Here is a 20,664-nt window from a genome sequence, read left to right as displayed (position 1 = left end):
TTTAATACAGAGCCTTTTTTATTACCTAAATATTTTAATTAAACACATACGGTGTGCCTGTTGCACAAGACTTGCTAAATATACAGAAATTTCGTATATTTAATAATGCAAGGCACAAAAATATTTCAAGAAAAGCTATTCAATCAATTTAGGCTAAGCGACCGCGTACCAGAAGAGAATTTCTACCGACGTCTTCGTGGAGCTATCGACCTTAATTTCCTTTACAAAAGGACTCAGAAATTCTATGGATCAAGCGGACAAAAAAGCATCGACCCTGTTGTATTCTTTAAGCTATGTTTGGTTGGTTATTTAGAAAATATAACAAGCGACCGTAAGCTTATATCACATTGTAGCATGCGCTTGGATATCTTGTATTTTTTAGGCTATGATATCGACGAAGAATTACCGTGGCATTCTACTATAAGCCGTACACGCCAACTATTTCCAGAAGCGGTATTTGAATCTGTTTTCACAAAAATATTTGGGCTATGTGTCTCGGCAGGTATGGTTGCCGGCCATACCCAGACCATAGATTCCGCCCCTGTAAAGGCCAATGCTTCTATGGATACTTTAGAACTGAAAGTGCCAGAAGAGGATTTAGAAGGGCATCTTCGGGAAATTCGTAACATCAGCCATCGAGATAAACAGAAGCCCTTAAGGCAATCTAAAGCAAACAAGGCCGATAAAGACCAACAAACCTTATCGGCTTCTACGAAAGAATTACAGGCCATAAAAAGGCGTAATGCCAAATGGGCAAAGGATCAAGATGCACGTCCAGGAGCTGGTGCTAAAGGCAGTCGCTATACCAGTAACAAGACCCATTACAGTCCCACCGATCCGGATGCGCGCATCAGTGTAAAACCGGGAAAGGCAAGAAAACTCAATTACCTTAGTCAACTTACAGTAGATACGGCAAACCATGTGATAAGTGATATAAGAGCGTACCATGCCGATGGCAAAGACAGTCAGCATTTACCAGATATCGTTAAGCGGGTAAAACAACGGCTTTGGAAAGCGGCACTGGTTTGGGAAAATTGTGTGGCCGACACGGGCTATAGCAGCGGCGAGAATTATGCCTTTCTAGAGGCAATAGGCCTAAAAAGTTTTATACCCGCCCACGGCACTTATAAGGGCGGTCCGGATGGATTTACCTATCACGAAAAGGAAGATTATTATACATGTCCTCAAGGCCAAATCATCCCCTTTAAAAAAGTGTTTATAGAAAAAAAGAACAACACCAAGAAGAAGGAATACCGCGGCTCAAAACCGTTGTGTTTGGACTGTCCAGTACGCACTGCATGCCTAGGGAAAACGGCACAGGAAAAGAAGTTTACCGTTACCTATTACCGCTCGGAATATGAGCGTAACATAGCCCGGGTAGAAAGCAACCAAGGGCGTTATATGAAAGGAAAAAGGCAGAGCACCGTAGAACCTGTATTTGGTACGCTCACACAATTTATGGGCCTAAGAAAAGTGAATACCATTGGAATTGAGCAGGCCAATAAATGCATGCAACTTTCTGCCATAGCCTACAACCTTAAAAAATATATGAAATTCATAGAAAAACGTACTAAAAGCGGAGCAGGGGCACAGACGCTTTATTTTAGTCTCAAAAATACCTTTTACAACCTTATAAACATGCTTTTAAAGCCTTTTAAAACACCAGAATTTTTAAGTCTATAAAAACAGAAACCGCCTTTAAAAGACGGTTTCTAATTATAATTTTAGGATACATTATGGGCTTGTGCAACGGTTACCGGTGTTGCCCCAAAATTAAAAAAAGGCTTAATTTTGTGGTTAGGCTTTTGGTAGTTGCTTTTATAAAAAATAGAAAAGTTTCTATAAAAGCTTAAATACTGTGTATTAAACATTTGGTTGCATATACTGTTAAAATACATAAGTAACCTTAACACAAACAGTGATAAAATCATTATTTCTTTTTATCATTGTAAAACTAAAATTATACAAGTATGTCATCTTGGTTTAAAAGAAAAGCAAAAGGAATCACCACATCTACAGAGGAGAAGAAAGACACTCCTAAAGGGCTTTGGTATAAAACCCCAACCGGTAAAATTGTAGATACAGAAGAATTAGAACAAAACTTTTACGTAAGTCCAGAAGACGGATATCACGTTCGTATTGGTAGTAAAGAATATTTTCAAATACTTTTTGATGATAATAAGTTTAAAGAATTAGATCCAAATTTAGAATCTAAAGACCCTTTAAAATTTCAAGACACTAAAAAATACCCAGACCGTTTAAAAGCAGCTCAAGAAAAAACAAAATTAAAAGATGCCGTTAGAACAGCTGTTGGAAAATCTAAAGGAAAAGATTTAGTAGTTGCCTGTATGGATTTTAGCTTTATTGGTGGCTCTATGGGTAGTGTTGTTGGCGAAAAAATTGCTAGAGCAGCAGACTACTCTTTAAAAAAGAACATTCCTTTAATGATAATCTCAAAATCTGGCGGTGCAAGAATGATGGAAGCAGCCTTATCATTAATGCAATTAGCAAAAACATCGGTTAAATTAGCACAACTAGCTGATGCTAAAATACCTTACATTTCATTGTGTACAGATCCAACAACTGGGGGCACAACAGCTTCTTTTGCCATGCTAGGAGATATTAATATTAGTGAACCTGGAGCATTAATTGGATTTGCAGGACCGCGTGTTGTTAAAGACACTACCGGACAAGATTTGCCTGAAGGCTTTCAAACCTCAGAATTTTTACTAGAACATGGTTTTCTAGACTTTATAACTTTACGCAAAGACTTAAAAGATAAAGTAAATCAATATTTAGATTTAATATTAAATCAGCCTTTAAGAGCATAAAAAAGTGACCATTTTTGGTTGCTTTTTTATGCTCTTTTAAAATAAATTGTAAATTTAGAACCAACACCTACCTCACTACTAACTGCTACCCTACCTCCTATAGATTCTATTTGATTCTTTGTAATAAATAATCCCAATCCAATTGAATCACTATTAGTGTGAAAAGTTTTATACAATTGAAAAAGCTTATCACCATACTTTTTCAAATCAATACCCAAACCATTATCGGCTATTTTTAATTTTAAAAAATCACCGTCTTGTTCAGTTGTCAATTCTATTTTAGATGGTCTATCCTCTGCTCTGTATTTTATTCCATTAGTTAAAAAGTTGAGTATTATACTATCTAAATAAGCAGGCACACCTTTAATATTAACGTCCTCATCTACTTCATTAATTATACTTGTATTCGTATTTTTAGCAACACCCATTACATTATAAATTGCTTTTTCAACATAATCATATAAATTTAAAGATGTTAGCTGGTTGTTTTCTATTGGTTTAATTTTTGCAACCTCTGTAAGGTGCTCCACTGTTTCCTCTAAATTTTCTATAGCTACAGATAACAAATTAAAATTTTCATTGTCTTTTAGCCAACCAAACTCCTCTTCTAAAAAATCTTTAATGGTTGATAGATTTCCAGAATGCGAACGTAAATTATGCGTTATTATATCGGCAAAAGAAGATAATCTTTCGTTTTGATCTCTAACAACCCTAAGCATGAGTTTAAGTTTATCTTGATTTAATTTACGGCTAGTAATATCAGAAAACTGCCATATCATTTGGGTTGGCTTACCATTTAAAGCTGTAATTAAAGACACCGATATTAAAAACCAAACAATAGACCCATCTTTACAAAAATAACGCTGCATAACCCGGTACCTATCAATTTTACCCTGCATTAAACGGTTGTATTTTGTAGCATGCGCTCCCAAATCATCTCTAAAAATAATAGTCTCTATATCCATGTTATAGAGCTCGTTTTTAGAGTACCCCAACATTTGGCAAATGCTATTATTAACCCTTATCCAATCGCCATCTAAAGATAAAATGGCAATACCATTATAAGTGTTATTAAAAATTTTTTCGAGAGAATCATAAGAGTCTGGAAAAATTTCTTTACGGAAAAGTGATTTCATAAAATTTCAACAATAAATTAATTAATTTTTATTGCTCTAAATTTGCCATCAGGGAGAATAACAAGAATAAATCACAATAAAAGTTACGCAAAAAAACTTTTAAACCCAAAAAAGTTACTATATTTGCAGCTTGAAAGAAAGACTTTCATAGTACATAAAAATCATTTACAATAATATTAGCATGTATTTAACAAAAGAAAAGAAAGAAGAGATTTTTGCAAAATACGGTAAAGGAAAAAACGATAGCGGTACTGCAGAAGCTCAAATTGCGTTGTTTACGTACAGAATTAACCACTTAACAGAACACTTAAAAAATAACAAAAAAGATTTTAATACAGAGCGTTCTTTAGTGAAATTAGTAGGAAAGCGTAGAGCACTACTAGATTATTTAACTAAAAAAGATATTTTAAGATATCGTGCCATAGTTAAAGAATTAGGATTAAGAAAATAACAAAAAGAGGCTTTTATAGCCTCTTTTTTGATTAAATATAACTCTAAACGAAAGAGTATAAATATCGTTAAATAAGAAGCTAATTATAGTTTTTCATTGGTCAAGACAGCTCATGTCATTTTACAACACTACAACAACACAACGACCATTGTTTAACAAAATTCAAGCATAAGTTTGCTTGAATTAGAAGAAAAAATTTATGATTCCAAAAACATTTAAAGAGGTCATAGACCTTGGCGACGGTAGAGAAATTTCTATCGAAACCGGAAAATTAGCAAAACAAGCGCATGGTAGCGTTGTTGTGCAATCAGGAAAATGTATGCTTTTGTGTACTGTTGTTTCCAATTACAAATCTGCCGATGTAGATTTTTTACCACTTACAGTAGATTACCGTGAAAAATTTGCTGCTGCAGGAAGATACCCAGGAGGTTTCTTTAAAAGAGAAGCAAGACCGAGTGATGGTGAGGTACTAACAATGCGTTTAGTAGACCGTGTTTTACGTCCGTTATTCCCAAAAGATTACCATTCTGAAACTCAGGTAATGATTCAATTAATGTCTCATGATGAAAATGTAATGCCAGATGCTATGGCTGGTTTAGCTGCATCTGCTGCAATTCAATTATCAGATTTCCCTTTTGAATGCCCAATTTCTGAAGTAAGAGTTGGTAGAGTTAATGGTGAATTTATAATCAATCCTTCATTTGCTCAATTAGAAGAAAGTGATATTGATATGGTTATTGGTGCTTCTGCCGATTCTGTTATGATGGTAGAAGGTGAAATGGATGAGATTTCTGAAGAAGAAATGACTGAAGCTATTAAGTTTGCGCACGAAGCTATTAAAGTGCAATGTGAAGCACAAGTTAAATTAGCCGAAGCCTTTGGTAAAAAAGAAACTCGTGAGTACGAACCAGAAAGAGAAGACGAAGAATTAGCTAAAAAAATTCACGATATGGCGTACGATAAAGTGTATGCTGTAGCAAAAGCAGGCTCATCTAAACACGAACGTAGTGCTGCATTTGCAGAAATTAAAGAAGAAATTATCGCTTCTTTTTCTGAAGAAGAAATTGAAGATTTTGGCGATTTAATTTCTAAATACTACTCTAAAGCTGAAAAAGCCGCTGTAAGAGATTTAACTTTAAACGAAGGATTACGTTTAGACGGACGTAAAACAACTGAAATAAGACCAATTTGGTGTGAGGTAGATTATTTACCATCAACACACGGTTCTTCTATATTTACACGTGGTGAAACACAAGCATTAGCCACAGTAACTTTAGGAACTTCACGTGAAGCTAACCAAATTGATATGCCTTCTTACGAAGGTGAAGAGCGTTTCTATTTACACTACAACTTCCCTCCTTTTTCAACAGGTGAAGCTAGACCAATTCGAGGAACTTCACGTCGTGAGGTAGGTCATGGTAACTTAGCGCAGCGTGCTTTAAAAGGTATGGTTCCTGAAGATTGTCCATATACAGTTCGTGTAGTTTCAGAGATTTTAGAATCTAACGGTTCTTCATCTATGGCAACCGTTTGTGCCGGTACAATGGCTATGATGGATGCTGGTGTTCAATTAAAAAAACCAGTTTCTGGTATTGCAATGGGATTAATTACCGATACAGAAAGTGGTAAATACGCCGTTTTATCTGATATTTTAGGTGATGAAGATCATTTAGGTGATATGGACTTTAAAGTAACCGGTACTGCAGATGGTATTACCGCTTGCCAAATGGATATTAAAGTGAAAGGTTTAAGTTACGAGATTTTAGTTAATGCTTTAATGCAAGCTAAAGAAGGTCGTTTACATATTTTAAACAAAATAACCGAAACCATTTCAGAACCTAATCCAACTGTTAAAGCACATGCTCCTAAAATGGTGACTACTACTTTACCAAACGATTTAATTGGCGCCTTTATTGGTCCTGGTGGAAAAGTAATTCAAGAACTACAAAAAGAAACAGGAACTACCATTGTTATTAATGAAGACCCTGTTACTGAAGAAGGTGTTGTTGAAATTTTAGGTACAGACCAAGAAGGTATTGATAAAGTATTAGCGTCTATAGATTCTTTAATGTTTAAACCAGAAGTTGGTAGCATTTATGAAGTTAAAGTTATTAAAATGCTTGATTTTGGCGCTGTAGTTGAATATACCGAAGCTCCAGGAAATGAAGTATTACTACACGTAAGTGAATTGGCTTGGGAACGTACAGAAAATGTATCCGATGTAGTTAAATTAGGTGATGTATTTGATGTAAAATACTTTGGCATTGACCCTAGAACTCGTAAAGAAAAAGTTTCTAGAAAAGCTATTTTACCAAAACCAGAAGGTTGGGTAGATAGACCAAAACGAGACAATAATAATCGTGGTAGAGACAACAGAGGTAGGGATAATCGTGGACGTGATAATCGTAATAGAGATAATCGTAGAAACGATAAAAAAGACGACTAATTCTTTTTAAGAATACAATATAAAATCCTCAATTAAAATGGTTTAATTGAGGATTTTTTTTTACATCCAATGTTAAATAATCATTAAAGAAAATCTAAAACCAATAGTATAGCGTACATCTAATTAAAGAAAAAACTCAATCAACGCTATGCTACCAAACTATCGCTTAACAAACAACAAAATCAAAAACTCTTCAAATTTAATTGTTCTTATCAGTACATTTTTACTAATAGGTTTAGGTATTCTATTTTTTTATGTATTTCATGCAGACTTTAAAGAATTTAATGAACAAAGACAGGGCTCAACATTTGGATATTTATTTATGCTAATTGCACTAGGTTTATTTATATACAAAGTATTCTTTTTCTTATTCATGTTTTATAAATATTTTAAGTATAAACCTATTGAAACAGTAAGTAATAAAGAGCTACCAAAAATTACTGTAATTGTTCCTGCTTACAATGAAAGTCAACAGGTTTTTGATACTTTAATGAGCTTAAATAAAAGTGACTACCCTAAAGATAAAATTCAATTAATTTCGGTTGATGATGGCAGTAAAGATGATACTTGGCTATGGATGCAAAAAGCTAAAACTATTTTAGGTGATAATTTAGAGTTACACAAACAACCTAAAAATATGGGTAAGCGGCATGCTCTATATTATGGCTTTAAAAATGGAACAGGCGATGTTTTTGTAACTGTTGACAGTGATTCTATAGTAACCAAAAACACATTAAAAAACTTAGTTAGCCCTTTTACAAAAGATAAAAACTGCGGTGCAGTTGCTGGTAATATTCGTGTACTAAATAACTCAAAAGAGTTATTACCAAAAATGTTAGATGTAAGTTTTGTTTTAAGTTTTGAATTTGTACGCTCTGCAGAAAGCACCTTAAAATCTGTATTTTGTACCCCAGGAGCCTTAGCCGCATACAAAAAAGAAAATGTACTAAATTGCTTAAACGACTGGATTAACCAAACCTTTATGGGAAAACCGTCAGATATTGGCGAAGATCGTGCATTAACCAATATGATTTTAAAACAAGGCAAACATGTATTATTTCAAAGAAACGCTGTAGCTTTTACTAATGTTCCCGATGAATATACTGGACTTTACAAAATGTTTATTAGATGGGGACGAAGTAATGTAAGAGAATCTATAGAAATGTCTAAATTTATCTTTAAAAACTTTAGAAAAGGTAGTAAAATAGGAAGTAGGTTACTATTTATAAGTCATATAACAGAATTAATTATGAGTTTTCCATTTTTAATATTTATGTTATTTTTTGTAGCAGTACATCCATTGTTATTTCTAGGCTCAACATTGGTAACTATTTTAATATATTCTACATTTCCTGTTATATTCTATGCCTACAGATATGAAATAAAAGAAGCTTTTTGGGCCTATACCTATAGCATATTATATACCTTTGGTTTATTCTGGGTTACACCATATGCCATTGTTACTGCAAACCGTAGAGGGTGGTTAACCAGAGGATTAGCCGAAAAAAAATAAGTTATAAATTAATTTTAACAGAAAAAACAATTTAACACTTAATGCAATTTATTGTTCTACTTGTAATGTGACCTAAACACATATTTTGTATCTAAAAGTTATAGAAAAAAATATTATGATAATTTTTGTAACAAAAAGTATCAATTATACGTATAACTATTGAAAGCCCTATTAATTCACAATTAAATTACAGGAGAACATTAAATGAGACAACTTAAAATTACGAAGCAGGTTACTAATAGAGAAACCGCTTCTTTAGACAAATATTTACAGGAAATTGGTAAAGTAGATTTAATTACAGCCGATGAAGAAGTAGAATTAGCACAACGTATAAAAGCTGGAGATCAAGTAGCTTTAGAAAAGCTTACCAAAGCTAATTTACGTTTTGTAGTATCGGTAGCAAAGCAATACCAAAACCAAGGTTTAACATTACCAGATTTAATTAATGAAGGCAATTTGGGTTTAATTAAAGCGGCTCAACGTTTTGATGAAACTCGTGGTTTTAAATTCATTTCTTATGCTGTATGGTGGATTCGTCAATCTATTCTTCAAGCGCTAGCTGAACAATCTAGAATTGTACGTTTACCATTAAACAAAATTGGTTCTATTAATAAAATTAATAAAACATTTGCCTTCTTAGAGCAAAGTCATGAGCGTCCACCTTCTGCCGAAGAAATTGCGAAAGAATTGGATATGACTATTAATGATGTTAAAGAGTCTATGAAAAACTCTGGTCGTCATGTAAGTATGGATGCTCCATTAGTGGAAGGTGAAGATTCTAACTTATACGATGTATTAAATAGTGGTGAGTCTCCAAACCCAGATAAAGAGTTGTTACATGAATCTTTACGTACAGAAATTGAACGTGCTTTAGAAACCTTAACACCACGTGAAGCCGATGTTATTCGTTTGTACTTTGGATTAGGAAATCAACACCCAATGACACTTGAAGAAATTGGAGAAACTTTTGATTTAACTCGTGAGCGTGTAAGACAAATTAAAGAAAAAGCTATTCGTAGATTAAAACATACGTCTAGAAGTAAAATATTAAAAACTTATTTAGGATAATATTTAAATTACTCCTAAATTACAGCAACAGCAGTTACACACATAACTGTTCGTTTTTTGATTGATGAAAGAACCCCCGGCTGATTACCGGGGGTTTATTTTTTAAAACGGTGCAAAATTATTTGTGAATTTTTATTACCTTAGAAGTAACTAACCAAATTTCTCCCATGATTAAAACCATATGCTATATAAGTGATTCTGTTGAACATAAATCTATAGAAAAATTAAAAAAGCTTTATCAAAAAGCTCAAAAAAACAACCATAAACTCAATATTACTGGCGTATTAATCTATAAAAACAAAAACTTCCTACAAGTTTTAGAAGGAGACATTAGTTCTGTAAATACAACCTTTGAAAAAATAAAATTTGACAAAAGGCATAGAAATATTTTTGAAGTAATAAATACTACAACTGACGTTCGAATTTTTCAGGATTATAATTTTGGTTTTACAATTATAGATAATCAAGAAAGCATTAAAAATCTATATGAATATTTAGAATGGCTAAAAGTTGCTGAAAATCAATTAGCTAATGAAGTTATTACAATGGTTGAAAATTTTCTTGACAAGTTATAAGAAACTCAATAACAAAACCTCTATTTTTGCCGTAAATAAAATGCAACAACATGAGTTCTAAATTAATTGCTCCTTCAATTTTAGCTGCAGATTTTGCAAATCTTCAACGTGATATAGAAATGGTTAATGCAAGTGATGCAGATTGGTTCCATATTGATATTATGGATGGTGTATTTGTTCCTAATATTTCTTTTGGAATGCCTGTTTTAGAAGCCATTAATAAACATGCTAAAAAAACAATAGATGTACACTTAATGATAGTAGACCCTGATAGGTACATTAAAACATTTGCCAATTTAGGAAGTCATGTTTTAACCGTACACTATGAAGCTTGCACGCATTTACACCGTACGCTTCAAGCTATAAAAGCTGAAGGAATGAAAGCTGGTGTTGCTCTAAATCCGCATACCAATGTTAGTTTATTAGAAGACATTATTAATGATATTGATTTGGTATGCTTAATGAGTGTAAACCCTGGTTTTGGCGGTCAAAGTTTTATTGAAAACACCTACAACAAAATTGTTCAGTTAAAAGAAATAATAACACGTAAAGGTGCTTCTACACTTATTGAAATTGATGGTGGTGTTACTAACAAAAATGCAAAACAACTAGTTGATGCCGGAGCCGATGTTTTGGTTGCTGGTAGCTATGTTTTTAAAAGCGATAATCAAACCAATACTATTAAAGACTTAAAAGCTTTGGCAAACTCTTAAACCGTTTTATAAAGTAACTAATAAATCTGTTTTAGTTATAATTCTAGCAAAGGTATTATCTACAAGAGAGTACATGACATTTCTTTATAGGTTACTGATGTAACTACATTTACCTTATCTATTCTTTTATTAAAATTGCTTTAAAAGGTATTTAATTAAATCGGTAGTTGTTACAATGCCTACTAACTGATTATTGTCTGCCACTGGTAATGCATGAAATTCTTTTTCGGCAAAAATTTCTGCAACTTCCTTTATTGAATTTGAAGGAGTAACACTCTGCACCTTTTTTTTCATGACTTGGTTAATAGTAAACATATTGTAAACCATAGCATCGGCATCACTATTATCTTCATTAGTTATATCAGAAAAACTTAAACGAAGTAAATCTGTATAACTTAGCATTCCTATTACGGTTTTACCCTCTACAACAGGAATATGTCTTATATGGTGTTGTTTAAATAGTCTTTCGGCTTTTTCTAAATCGTCTGTTTTTTTTAATGTTATGACATGCTCGGTCATTATCATTGAAATCGGTGCTTTTCGTATCATGACATTTATTATTTAGTTTAGTTACCTCTAAATTTATTAAAGATAAGCCTTATAAATTATGATAAAAATCATGTACAACTCTAATAACCAGCAAAATTAAAGTTCAACATTTGCTTAACTACTTTATATATTTTAGGAAACTGACTTTTAAATTCTTTTGGCGTTTCAATAAAACTCTCTATTGCCACTGCTAAAAATTCAAATCTATTAGTAAAAGCATATTTTCTAAGGTAGTTTGATGTAATTAGTTCATTTCTCAATGATTCATCGTTAGATAAAGTTTCTGATAATTCATTAAAAGAATCGCTAAAAATTGTAGAGCTAATATCTCGTTCTTTTAGACTATTTAAATGAATGGCATGAGTAAATTCATGGATTCCTAAATTAATATTATCATGATTGTCTTCAAAACCTTTTTTAAAATCTTCCCAAGACAATACTAAAGCTTTTAATTTAGGATTAAATTCACCTTTATGATACGTATTATTTGTTTGTCAGTAAAACTCATTAGGATAAATAACAATCTTAGATATAAGACTAATATAAAAATCTCTGAATCCAAAAGTTAGCATAACTGCAGTGGCAGATATTAAAACTTTCATTTCTTCAGAAACCGTAACCCCCTGCCTACCTATAAAATCTTTATCTTTAATAAAAGAGGCTAATCTGTGCTCAAAATATGATTTATGAGTTTTAGAAAGTTTGTTATAAAATGAAAATTCTTTTTTTAATATTGATTTTTGAGAGGCATTAAGCTTTCTTTTTAACAAATAATAATGCGTATATAGAGGTTTTTTATATTTGATAACATATAACAACTCTAATAACTTAAAAAGATAACGCAGAACAATATAAAATAAAACAGCAAAAATTATTGCTAAAATTATCTTGCTACCTGTAGAGTACGTTTCTAACACTAAACTAATTTATATATAAATATAAAATTATACAAAACTAATTAAGTGAGTCGTCCTAAAATAGGTTGACAGTTTTTATAAATTAAATTAAACCTGAGAATTTAACTTCTCAGGTTTTTTGTTGTGTATAAAGTTAGGTGTTTTCATGTTAAGGCTCAAATGCGGTCTTTTATTGTTATAAGTTTCTATAGATTCTTTGATTAACCGTTCAAGCTCTCTTCCATTATTGCACTTATAAATTAAGAACTCTTGTTTTAAAATTCCATTAATGCGCTCTGCTAATGCGTTTTGGTAGCAATCATAACCATCTGTCATTGATGGTATTACGTTGTTTTCCCTTAAAGCCTTTTGATAGACAAAAGCACAATACTGTAGTCCACGATCAGAATGATGGATAATTTCATTATTTGTATCTCTTTTCTTTATGGCCATATTAAAAGCTTTGACTACATTTTTTGCACTCATATCATCACTTAATTGATATCCAACTATTTTTCTACTATAAGCATCTGTTACCAAAGATAAATAATGTGTTTTTTCTCTGCTTTTTATGTAGGTAATATCACTTACAAACACATGTTCTGGCCTATTAGGTTGGATGTCTTTTAGTAGGTTAGGGTGCTTTTTAAGCCAATGTTTTGAGTTTGTGGTTTTGGTATAGTTTTTCTTTGGTGTTATTAATAAATGTTCTGTTTTTAAATAAGCAAATAAGGCATCTCTCCCTATTTTTATTTGATGTTTATCAAACTCTGGCTTTAGCAAGTAGTAGAGTTTACGTGTACCCAGTCTTGGCATATCTCTACGAATAACAAGTACTAAGGATTTTATCTTTGAGAGTTCTTTGATACGTGCTTCTTTACGTTTTTGAGCTTGATAAACAGCTTGTCTACTTATCCCTAACAATCTACATGAGTGCGCAATGGCTACTTGCTTGTCTTGTTTGATGATTTGGATTGTTGGGATAAAAGCTTTTTTCTAATAGAAGTACCAAATTGTTTGTCTGATACATCTATCATTGTATTGAGCAATAAGTTCTTTAATCGCTCATCTTCTAGTTCTCGTTCTAAACGCTTTATCCTTTGGGCTGGTGTTTCTTTTTCTTTAGGCAAATTATTAAAGTTTGGTTTACTCCAATCTAAAGTACCATATTTTCTTAACCATACCAAAACGGTACTCCTGCCTTGGATACCATAAGCTTTTTGAATCTGTTTGTATGTGTAGTTGCCTTTTTCTACTTCGGACACCAAGGCTAATTTAAAGCCTAAATTGTAATCTCGTTGTGTGCGCTTAAATCGCTTGTGTTCTTTATTTTTCATAATAAGTCGATTTTGTGTCAACTTATTTTAGGACGGGACAAAGCTTTAAACAAAAAAGCAAGTCTAAATAAACTTGCTTTTTTATTAGAGTCTCCTAAAAAATTCAAAATTGTTGTGTGAGAGAAAATAATTTGAATAAAAATTTAGAGCTATTTCCTCCTGTTGTTATCTATTATATACTTAAATTAGGATATAATAGACAATAAACTTATTAAATTCCAAAACCTTGACCACCACCTACTTGGATAGTTTATACAGTTAAAAATGCAGCGTCATCGCTAACTAAGAATGAAATAACTGAAGCTACTTCTTCTGGTTGCCCTAACCTACCTAATAAAATGTTGTTTTTCTTCTTTTGTCTATTGAAGTTTGTTTTTGCTATTATTTTTTCAGACACGTAACCTCCAGCAATACTACCTATTACAGCTCCTACATATGGCTCCCACAAAAACATACCAACTTCTTTTACATTGAATCCATAAACATCAATTAGATAAATTGGCATCCAACCTACAAACAACCACCAAATTGGTTCTAAAAAGAATCGCCCAATAACTACAGCCCAAGATTCTTTGAATGAAAGAATTTTACCTAAGCTTTTTCCTTTTGTATCTTCTGTAGCATTTTGATCGGCTTCACTTTGTCCTTCTAAGATAAATTTTTGTTCTTCTTCTGTAATCCAAGTATGCTTTTTTGATCCTGCTTTATTAATTAATTCTATATATTTTATTGAACATTATAGCAGTATTGGTACAGTGCTTTAAAATGAACTTTCATTTTTTCTTTAGCTAAGGCAGGTTTTTGGGTTTCAATAGCTTCATATATATCTTTATGTTCTTGAATACCAATAAAGGCTTGGTTTTTATCGCAAACGTGATATTTATTAAAATTGACTATAATTTTTGGTGTTATACTTAACATCAATGCATTTATAGAACTATTTCCACTTGCTTTTGCAATAGCTAGATGAAATAATAAATCTTCTTGAACAGCATCTTTACCTGATAACACTTTAGTTTCATAAGCATCTAAAGATTCTTTAATTTTTTTTAAATCTTTATCTGTTCTTCTTAATGAAGCTAAACGTACTGTTTTAAGCTCTAACAAAATTCTGGTTTCTACCAACGATTTAAAATCTGGTTCTTCTAAATCTAAGATATACTCAATCATACCATTTAAGGCAATAACCCCAATGTTCTCAACAAAAGTTCCGCTTTGTGGAATAGATTTTAAAAGTCCATAAAACTCTAATTTTTGTATTGCATCACGTACATTACTTCTTGTAACCCCAAATTTTTCGGCTAACATCCTTTCAGATGGCAATTTATCACCTGGCTCAAGGTTTTTATAATTTATTAAATCTCTAATATTGGCGATTATTTGGTTTTGTATTTCTTTATTATCACCTAAAGAAATTGCTTCTATTTTCATATTTTAAAATTTATACAAGAGACTGTTTAAACAGATGCTATTCCCTAACAACTATACCTTTGGTTATTAACTAAATATTTAATATTTAACATCAATTAAAGTGTTAAAAAACATTAGTAAATGTACAAAATTGGTTAAATGGTAAAATCATATGTTTAACAGAGTTTTACTAATACTATTAACAAAATTTAAAAACATTCTCTTTAATTTCATTAACACTTTAATTACTAACTTTTAACTTATAAAACCTAACCTTAGAGTAAGCACCTTCATCTCTAGATTGAAAATAATTTCCGGCTTTAAAATAATTTTCAAAAATACCCCACTTACGCATATGGATACTTTCGTAAACCTTATACTCATTACTTATTATAAGTACCTGCTGCAGCATATGTGTGTGATGGATTAACCTCTGTTGAAATGTTGCTATCTCCAAAATCCCACAAATACGATACGGCATCGGTAGAATAACTTCTAAATACTACTGTTAAATTATCATCTGCACTAGTACTTGTTGTAAATAACGTATTAGGCTGAATATTGTTTACATTTCCTGTTGGAGGAACGAACTCTTCGTAACCACTATCATAACATGATATAAGTCATAAAAACATAAACAATAGTGCTAAAATTCCGCTATTGAATTTCTTATTTAGTTTATTATCCATAATATTAAAATTTAGATATTTATTATTGTTTTACTGAGATATCGAAAGCATCTAATCTACATTCAACACCCGAGTTAGTAGCAAAAATTATAACACTTTCATACTCTCCTGCTTCAAATGTAATTGCATGTTTTTTGAATACATTATCTACATTACTTCTCCTGTGTCATCATCTGTTTCACCACCAATAGTTAATCTTGGACCTCCAGTAAAAATAACACCACCAGGTGTTTCTGCTCTAAAAGTAACTGGATTTTCAGCTGTACCAGAACCTAGAAACCGCATACGTTCATCGGTATCATAAGTACCGTTTTTTAGTATGATAACATCTCCTGGTTGGTAGATTACATCCCGTAATTTTTCAGGATCATCAATGTTATAAGTAATGTTTTGAGAAAAGACATTTGAGGTAATAAACAATAAGAATAACCCACATATTACCTGTGAGGGTATAGTAATTTTTTTCATTTTTAGTTTAGTTTAAAAGTTGGTTAACCAAACTGGTTAACTAAATTGGTCAACCAAAAATAAAAATAATTTTTACATTACCAAAAAAAAAATTTATTAAAGCTATTTAATGGAAGGGTATTAAAAACAAAAAAGCTATCAAAATTTGATAGCCTTTTTGTTCTCTATACTACTACTTTTTTTTATCTAGAATAATTTGGAGACTCTTTAGTAATGGTAACATCATGCGGATGACTTTCATTAATACCACTTGCAGTAATTTTAACAAATTGGCCGTTTTCTTTTAAAGTCTCAATATCTTTAGCGCCACAGTATCCCATACCAGCTCTTAATCCACCAATAAATTGATGAATACTTTCATACAAATCACCTTTGTAAGGCACACGCCCTACAATACCTTCTGGAACTAATTTTTTAATATCATCTTCAACATCTTGAAAATAGCGGTCTTTACTACCTTGTTTCATGGCTTCTACAGACCCCATTCCTCTATAAGATTTAAATTTTCTCCCTTCATAAATTATGGTTTCTCCTGGAGATTCTTTAGTTCCTGCTAAAAGCGAACCAAGCATTACAGAATCTGCACCAGCAGCAATAGCTTTAGGAATATCGCCCGTATAACGAATACCTCCGTCTGCAATTACTGGAACACCAGAGCCTTTAATGGCTGCAGCAACTTCTAAAACAGCCGAAAACTGTGGGAACCCAACTCCCGCTACTACACGCGTAGTACAAATAGAACCTGGACCAATACCTACTTTTACGGCATCTGCTCCAGCTTCAACCAAATATTTTGCTGCTGCACCTGTGGCAATATTTCCAACAACAACGTCAAGTTGTGGAAATTTTTGTTTTATTTCTTTTAACACAGCTACCACCCCTTTGGTATGCCCATGAGCAGTATCTATTACAACTGCATCAACACCTGCTTCAACTAAAGCTTCGGCACGTTCTACAGCATCAGCAGTAACACCTAAAGCTGCCGCTACACGTAAACGCCCATATCCATCTTTGTTAGCAATGGGTTTCTGAGTTACTTTGGTAATATCTCTAAAGGTAATTAATCCGGATAGTTTATAATTATCATCTACTATAAGTAGTTTTTCAATTTTATGCTCTTGAAGAATAATTTCTGCATCGGATAATGATGTACCAATAGGAGCTGTAATTAGGTTTTCGCCTGTCATTACCTCTACAATTGGTTTTTCATTTTTATGCTCAAAACGTAAATCTCGATTGGTAACTATACCTTTTAAAGTACCGTCTTTAGCAACAATAGGAATACCTCCAATACTGTGTTCTGCCATAGCACGTTTAGCGTCTGCTACAACAGCATTAAGCGGCAATGTAACAGGATCTATTATCATACCACTTTCGGCACGTTTAACACGTCTTACCTTAGTGGCTTGAGCCTCAATAGTCATATTTTTATGAAGTACCCCAATACCACCTTCTTGGGCCATGGCAATAGCCATTTTACTTTCGGTAACAGTATCCATAGCTGCCGAAATAATAGGCACATTAATGGTGATGTTACGAGTGAATTTGGTTTGAATATTGACTTCGCGTGGAAGAACTTCAGAAAATGCTGGAACTAAAAGGACGTCATCGTAGGTTAAGCCTTCTCCTACTATCTTGTTTTGATGTGCAGTCATGATGCAATTACATTAATAATTGCGTGCAAATATACAACTATTATCTAAGATATAACACCTCTTTTAAACTTAACTCTTATTTAACATTTAATTATAAAATTAAAAGAAGCAAATGTAATTATCTACCACGACCAGAACGCCCTCCATAACCTCCTCTACGGCTGCCTCTATCGCTTCTTATGTTCATGTTTTGACCTGCAATTCTACCAAACTTGTAAACAAAAGTTGCCATGAAATATTGCTTTAAAATTTTGTTTTCAATGTCTTGAATATAGGTTTCTGTAACAGATCTACTAAAGCCATTATTCATATCTAAAATATCATACCCAACAAGAGTTAATGTAGCTTTATTATTCCATAGTTGTACTCCTAAACCTGCATTCCAAAATACGGCATCTCCATCAAATTCATCACCAACCCTACTGTTATAGTTATAGGCTACTTTATTTGAGAAAAATGCATTTTTTAAGAAAAATACCGAGGCTTCAAATCTTAAATTTTGAACAAAATAATCTGTATCGCTAAAGGCATCTGTATCAAAAATTGTGTGGTTTGTAGAATAGCTATAAGTGGCTGTTAAATCTAATTTACTATCATAGGCATATCTAAAAGAAAACGATGGTTTTAAAGTGGTATTTTTAGCTGTAAATTTTACTCCATTTTGTAAAGAGATGTTGTTTTTATAGCTAGCAGAAAATCTGAAATTTAAATTGAGGTTTGTTTTTTTACTGTAATAAGATTTAGAAATTGCTGTATTTCCAGATAAAGAATAATCGCCATCAATATTGGTATAAGTAGTGTACTTTATTAAATCTTCATTAGTTAATGTAGAATTAATTATTTTATCATTAACAAAATCTGCTTTGGCACTACCAGTTATATTAATGTTATTATACGCTAAATTATTTTGGTACTCAAATCTTAAAGAATGATTTACTTCTGGGTTTAACAAAGGATTCCCAACTTTAATGTGGGTAATATTACTAACATCTTCAACGGGTTGCAGTTGGGATGAAGATGGTAAATCTACACTTTGTCCATACCTTAAATCTATTCTTTTATACCCATTTTTATCTCTATAACGTATTCTTCCTGAATAGGTGAAAAAATCAAAATCTGCATTGAAATTACGTTCATTAATTAACTCATCAGTAAATTTTCTGTATGTATTGGTGTAAGCCCCTTCTACCTCAAAGCGTATATCTTTGTATTCATACCTTAGCCTTAAAGCTGGTTTTAAAGTTGTTGTAATGTATTTACTTTCAAAACTTTGCACATCATTAAAACTAGTATAATCGGCATCATCTTCATCAAAATCATAAACGTATTTTTCGTTTTTATTATGGTTTACCGTAGCGTTATACTTTGGCATTATCCTGAAATTAGGAAATAATTCTTTTACCCAAATAGCATTTAAATTTATATTAGAGTTAAGATTGTCTGTATCTTGAATTTGATCTTGTGTAATGGTTTCATCTTTTTCATACAGAACATTTTCTGAAAAGTTATTAGCTTCAGAATTAGAGTTATTAAATGTTGTGTTTAATGCAACACTAAAAAAATCAATTCCTTTACCTGAGCTTGAAGTAACTCTAAAACTATTTTTAAATTGGTTGTTTGTAGATGTTGATGTACTATTTGAAAAGTAATCGCTTATTAAATCATCATCAACAGATTTTGAAGTTGTACTAGATTGCGAAAAATTATCAGATGTACTACTATTAAACTCAAAATCATTTGACAATCGTACTCTAGCTCTTGATAGTTTATTTTTTGATGGAATTATTAGTTGTACATCCATTCTTCCGTTATGGCTATCGGTATCACTACTACTGTTACTTTCTGTTTCTGTTATATAATTTAAATCGGGTAAAAAGTTTTCTCTATACCTTCTGCTTTCATGGTCTTCATTATTAGCATTAAAGTTATAATTACCGTTTACTCTGGTTTCATTCCATTTACCTTTAGAGTAATTGGCACCTAAAAAATCTGATTCTATATAGCCTTTGCTAGAACGTGCATTTGGTAAGGCATTAAAGCCTCTTTTCATATTAATATTATTAGTGCCTGAAATTAAACCTATTTGTTTACCTGAAATTAACTGAAATAAATTTGCGTTGGCTTGGTATTTTTCATCGGTTCCATAACCAAGATTAACATCACCAAAAAAAGCAGTATTCTTACCTTTTTTAATTTTTAAATTAATTTCTTTAGTTCCAGAATCAGATTCTTCGCCAGTAAATTTTTGCCTATCGGTTTTATAATCGGTTACCTGTACTTTACTAATCACATTACTTGGTAAGTTTTTTAAGGCTATATCTCCACTTTTTTCACCAAAAAAGCGCATACCATCTACATTAACAGCCTCTACTTCAATACCATTAACGGTTATATTACCATCTGTATCAATTTCTACTCCTGGTAATTTTTTTAATAAATCTTCTGCTCTATCATTAGGTAAAGTTTTAAAACTATCGGCATTATATTCTATGGTATCTTTTTTTATAACTACAGGAGGCGTTCTTGCTATAATTGAAATGGAATTTAGTTGTTCTATTTCTTCTTCTAGAATAATAAATCCAACATCTAATATATCTGTTTTAGGAACTTGTATTTCTTTAGAGTATGGTTTATAGCCTAAATACCCAATATTAAATAAAATTGAAGAAGATGTTTCGGCATTTACTCTTATAGAAAATTTACCATCTTTATTGGTAATTCCGTAGGCTACAACAACACTATCTTTAACGTCTTGTAAATAAACTGTTGCGGCTTCTAAAGTAATGTCATTTTTATCTTTTACAATACCTTCTAGGGTAAATCTTTGAGCAAATATTGATACTGAAAATAATAGAAACAGTAGTGGTAGTAATGTTTTCAATCTAAATATAGTTTAAGTTAGTTGCAATATTAGACTAAAACAGATA

Annotated in this window: 17 protein-coding genes and 2 pseudogenes; 8 read left to right on the top strand and 11 right to left on the bottom strand. The window is 31.9% G+C overall.

What is annotated here, in order from left to right:
* The first annotated feature begins 105 nt into the window (after nt 1–105).
* Nucleotides 106–1,683 (top strand): IS1182 family transposase, encoded by a 1,578-nt coding sequence (locus BWZ22_RS11900; RefSeq protein ID WP_076697790.1) that lies wholly within the window; start codon nt 106–108, stop codon nt 1,681–1,683.
* 287 nt (nt 1,684–1,970) lie between these two features.
* Nucleotides 1,971–2,831 carry an acetyl-CoA carboxylase, carboxyltransferase subunit beta gene (gene accD, locus BWZ22_RS11890; RefSeq protein ID WP_076700233.1) on the top strand — a complete coding sequence of 287 codons (861 nt, stop codon included), beginning with the start codon at nt 1,971–1,973 and terminating at the stop codon, nt 2,829–2,831.
* A gap of 26 nt (nt 2,832–2,857) precedes the next feature.
* Here accD and BWZ22_RS11885 read toward each other — a convergent pair whose 3' ends face one another.
* Nucleotides 2,858–3,967 carry a HAMP domain-containing sensor histidine kinase gene (locus BWZ22_RS11885; protein ID WP_076700231.1) on the bottom strand — a complete coding sequence of 370 codons (1,110 nt, stop codon included), beginning with the start codon at nt 3,965–3,967 and terminating at the stop codon, nt 2,858–2,860.
* A 181-nt stretch (nt 3,968–4,148) separates the two neighbouring features.
* On the opposite strand from BWZ22_RS11885, the gene rpsO reads away from it, so the two are divergent.
* From rpsO to rpe, 6 genes are all read left to right on the top strand, one after another.
* A complete protein-coding gene (rpsO, locus tag BWZ22_RS11880; protein ID WP_076700230.1) occupies nt 4,149–4,418 on the top strand; it encodes a 30S ribosomal protein S15 in 270 nt (89 codons plus the stop codon).
* A gap of 199 nt (nt 4,419–4,617) precedes the next feature.
* Complete coding sequence (locus tag BWZ22_RS11875) at nt 4,618–6,864, top strand: polyribonucleotide nucleotidyltransferase (protein WP_076700228.1); 2,247 nt, start codon at nt 4,618–4,620, stop codon at nt 6,862–6,864.
* Between the two features lie 148 nt (nt 6,865–7,012).
* Complete coding sequence (locus BWZ22_RS11870) at nt 7,013–8,377, top strand: glycosyltransferase family 2 protein (protein WP_076700227.1); 1,365 nt, start codon at nt 7,013–7,015, stop codon at nt 8,375–8,377.
* Between the two features lie 204 nt (nt 8,378–8,581).
* A complete protein-coding gene (locus BWZ22_RS11865) occupies nt 8,582–9,445 on the top strand; it encodes an RNA polymerase sigma factor RpoD/SigA (RefSeq protein WP_027137161.1) in 864 nt (287 codons plus the stop codon).
* Nucleotides 9,446–9,612: 167 nt separating this feature from the next.
* Nucleotides 9,613–10,020 carry a BLUF domain-containing protein gene (locus tag BWZ22_RS11860; protein WP_076700225.1) on the top strand — a complete coding sequence of 136 codons (408 nt, stop codon included), beginning with the start codon at nt 9,613–9,615 and terminating at the stop codon, nt 10,018–10,020.
* 50 nt (nt 10,021–10,070) lie between these two features.
* On the top strand, nt 10,071–10,733 hold the full coding sequence (gene rpe, locus BWZ22_RS11855; protein WP_076700224.1) for a ribulose-phosphate 3-epimerase: 663 nt from the start codon (nt 10,071–10,073) through the stop codon (nt 10,731–10,733).
* 129 nt (nt 10,734–10,862) lie between these two features.
* Here the strand turns inward: rpe and BWZ22_RS11850 are convergent, their stop codons facing one another.
* The 10 genes and pseudogenes from BWZ22_RS11850 to BWZ22_RS11800 form a co-directional block, all read right to left on the bottom strand.
* Complete coding sequence (locus BWZ22_RS11850; RefSeq protein WP_076700222.1) at nt 10,863–11,282, bottom strand: CBS domain-containing protein; 420 nt, start codon at nt 11,280–11,282, stop codon at nt 10,863–10,865.
* An 80-nt stretch (nt 11,283–11,362) separates the two neighbouring features.
* A pseudogene (locus BWZ22_RS11845) lies at nt 11,363–12,052 on the bottom strand (zinc-dependent peptidase).
* Between the two features lie 234 nt (nt 12,053–12,286).
* A protein-coding gene (locus tag BWZ22_RS11840; RefSeq protein ID WP_371326805.1) for an IS3 family transposase occupies nt 12,287–13,515 on the bottom strand; the annotation gives its coding sequence in 2 pieces (ribosomal slippage) (nt 12,287–13,155 and nt 13,155–13,515; 1,230 coding nt in all).
* 250 nt (nt 13,516–13,765) lie between these two features.
* The gene (locus BWZ22_RS16915) at nt 13,766–14,020 is read right to left on the bottom strand and encodes an SDR family oxidoreductase (protein WP_076700221.1); all 255 of its coding nucleotides are present in this window, start codon (nt 14,018–14,020) and stop codon (nt 13,766–13,768) included.
* Nucleotides 14,021–14,241: 221 nt separating this feature from the next.
* Entirely contained in the window at nt 14,242–14,946 is a 705-nt protein-coding gene (locus BWZ22_RS11825; RefSeq protein WP_076700219.1) for a FadR/GntR family transcriptional regulator, read from the bottom strand.
* A 220-nt stretch (nt 14,947–15,166) separates the two neighbouring features.
* Nucleotides 15,167–15,313 (bottom strand): annotated as a pseudogene (locus BWZ22_RS11820) (polysaccharide lyase family 7 protein); the annotation flags it as partial.
* Entirely contained in the window at nt 15,309–15,485 is a 177-nt protein-coding gene (locus BWZ22_RS17100; RefSeq protein ID WP_371326829.1) for a PKD domain-containing protein, read from the bottom strand. The pseudogene BWZ22_RS11820 and the gene BWZ22_RS17100, both read right to left, overlap by 5 nt.
* Before the next feature lie 276 nt (nt 15,486–15,761).
* Nucleotides 15,762–16,082, bottom strand: coding sequence for a chondroitinase-B domain-containing protein (locus tag BWZ22_RS11810; protein WP_232225155.1), 321 nt, complete (start codon nt 16,080–16,082; stop codon nt 15,762–15,764).
* A 182-nt stretch (nt 16,083–16,264) separates the two neighbouring features.
* Complete coding sequence (gene guaB, locus BWZ22_RS11805; protein WP_076700218.1) at nt 16,265–17,737, bottom strand: IMP dehydrogenase; 1,473 nt, start codon at nt 17,735–17,737, stop codon at nt 16,265–16,267.
* 118 nt (nt 17,738–17,855) lie between these two features.
* A complete protein-coding gene (locus tag BWZ22_RS11800; protein ID WP_076700217.1) occupies nt 17,856–20,618 on the bottom strand; it encodes an outer membrane beta-barrel protein in 2,763 nt (920 codons plus the stop codon).
* Nucleotides 20,619–20,664: the final 46 nt, after the last annotated feature.

This window comes from Seonamhaeicola sp. S2-3, from assembly GCF_001971785.1.
GTDB lineage: Bacteria > Bacteroidota > Bacteroidia > Flavobacteriales > Flavobacteriaceae > Seonamhaeicola.
This window is presented reverse-complemented; position numbering and strand designations above follow the sequence as displayed.

What these genes read in the sequence shown, in the direction of transcription:
- BWZ22_RS11870 (WP_076700227.1), top strand. Translation starts at nt 7,013, where the DNA reads ATGCTACCAAACTATCGCTTAACAAACAACAAAATCAAAAACTCTTCA.
- BWZ22_RS11810 (WP_232225155.1), bottom strand. Translation starts at nt 16,082, where the DNA reads ATGAAAAAAATTACTATACCCTCACAGGTAATATGTGGGTTATTCTTA.
- accD (WP_076700233.1), top strand. Translation starts at nt 1,971, where the DNA reads ATGTCATCTTGGTTTAAAAGAAAAGCAAAAGGAATCACCACATCTACA.
- BWZ22_RS11860 (WP_076700225.1), top strand. Translation starts at nt 9,613, where the DNA reads ATGATTAAAACCATATGCTATATAAGTGATTCTGTTGAACATAAATCT.
- BWZ22_RS11865 (WP_027137161.1), top strand. Translation starts at nt 8,582, where the DNA reads ATGAGACAACTTAAAATTACGAAGCAGGTTACTAATAGAGAAACCGCT.
- BWZ22_RS11875 (WP_076700228.1), top strand. Translation starts at nt 4,618, where the DNA reads ATGATTCCAAAAACATTTAAAGAGGTCATAGACCTTGGCGACGGTAGA.
- BWZ22_RS11825 (WP_076700219.1), bottom strand. Translation starts at nt 14,946, where the DNA reads ATGAAAATAGAAGCAATTTCTTTAGGTGATAATAAAGAAATACAAAAC.
- guaB (WP_076700218.1), bottom strand. Translation starts at nt 17,737, where the DNA reads ATGACTGCACATCAAAACAAGATAGTAGGAGAAGGCTTAACCTACGAT.
- BWZ22_RS11850 (WP_076700222.1), bottom strand. Translation starts at nt 11,282, where the DNA reads ATGATACGAAAAGCACCGATTTCAATGATAATGACCGAGCATGTCATA.
- BWZ22_RS16915 (WP_076700221.1), bottom strand. Translation starts at nt 14,020, where the DNA reads ATGCCAATTTATCTAATTGATGTTTATGGATTCAATGTAAAAGAAGTT.
- rpsO (WP_076700230.1), top strand. Translation starts at nt 4,149, where the DNA reads ATGTATTTAACAAAAGAAAAGAAAGAAGAGATTTTTGCAAAATACGGT.
- rpe (WP_076700224.1), top strand. Translation starts at nt 10,071, where the DNA reads ATGAGTTCTAAATTAATTGCTCCTTCAATTTTAGCTGCAGATTTTGCA.
- BWZ22_RS11885 (WP_076700231.1), bottom strand. Translation starts at nt 3,967, where the DNA reads ATGAAATCACTTTTCCGTAAAGAAATTTTTCCAGACTCTTATGATTCT.
- BWZ22_RS11900 (WP_076697790.1), top strand. Translation starts at nt 106, where the DNA reads ATGCAAGGCACAAAAATATTTCAAGAAAAGCTATTCAATCAATTTAGG.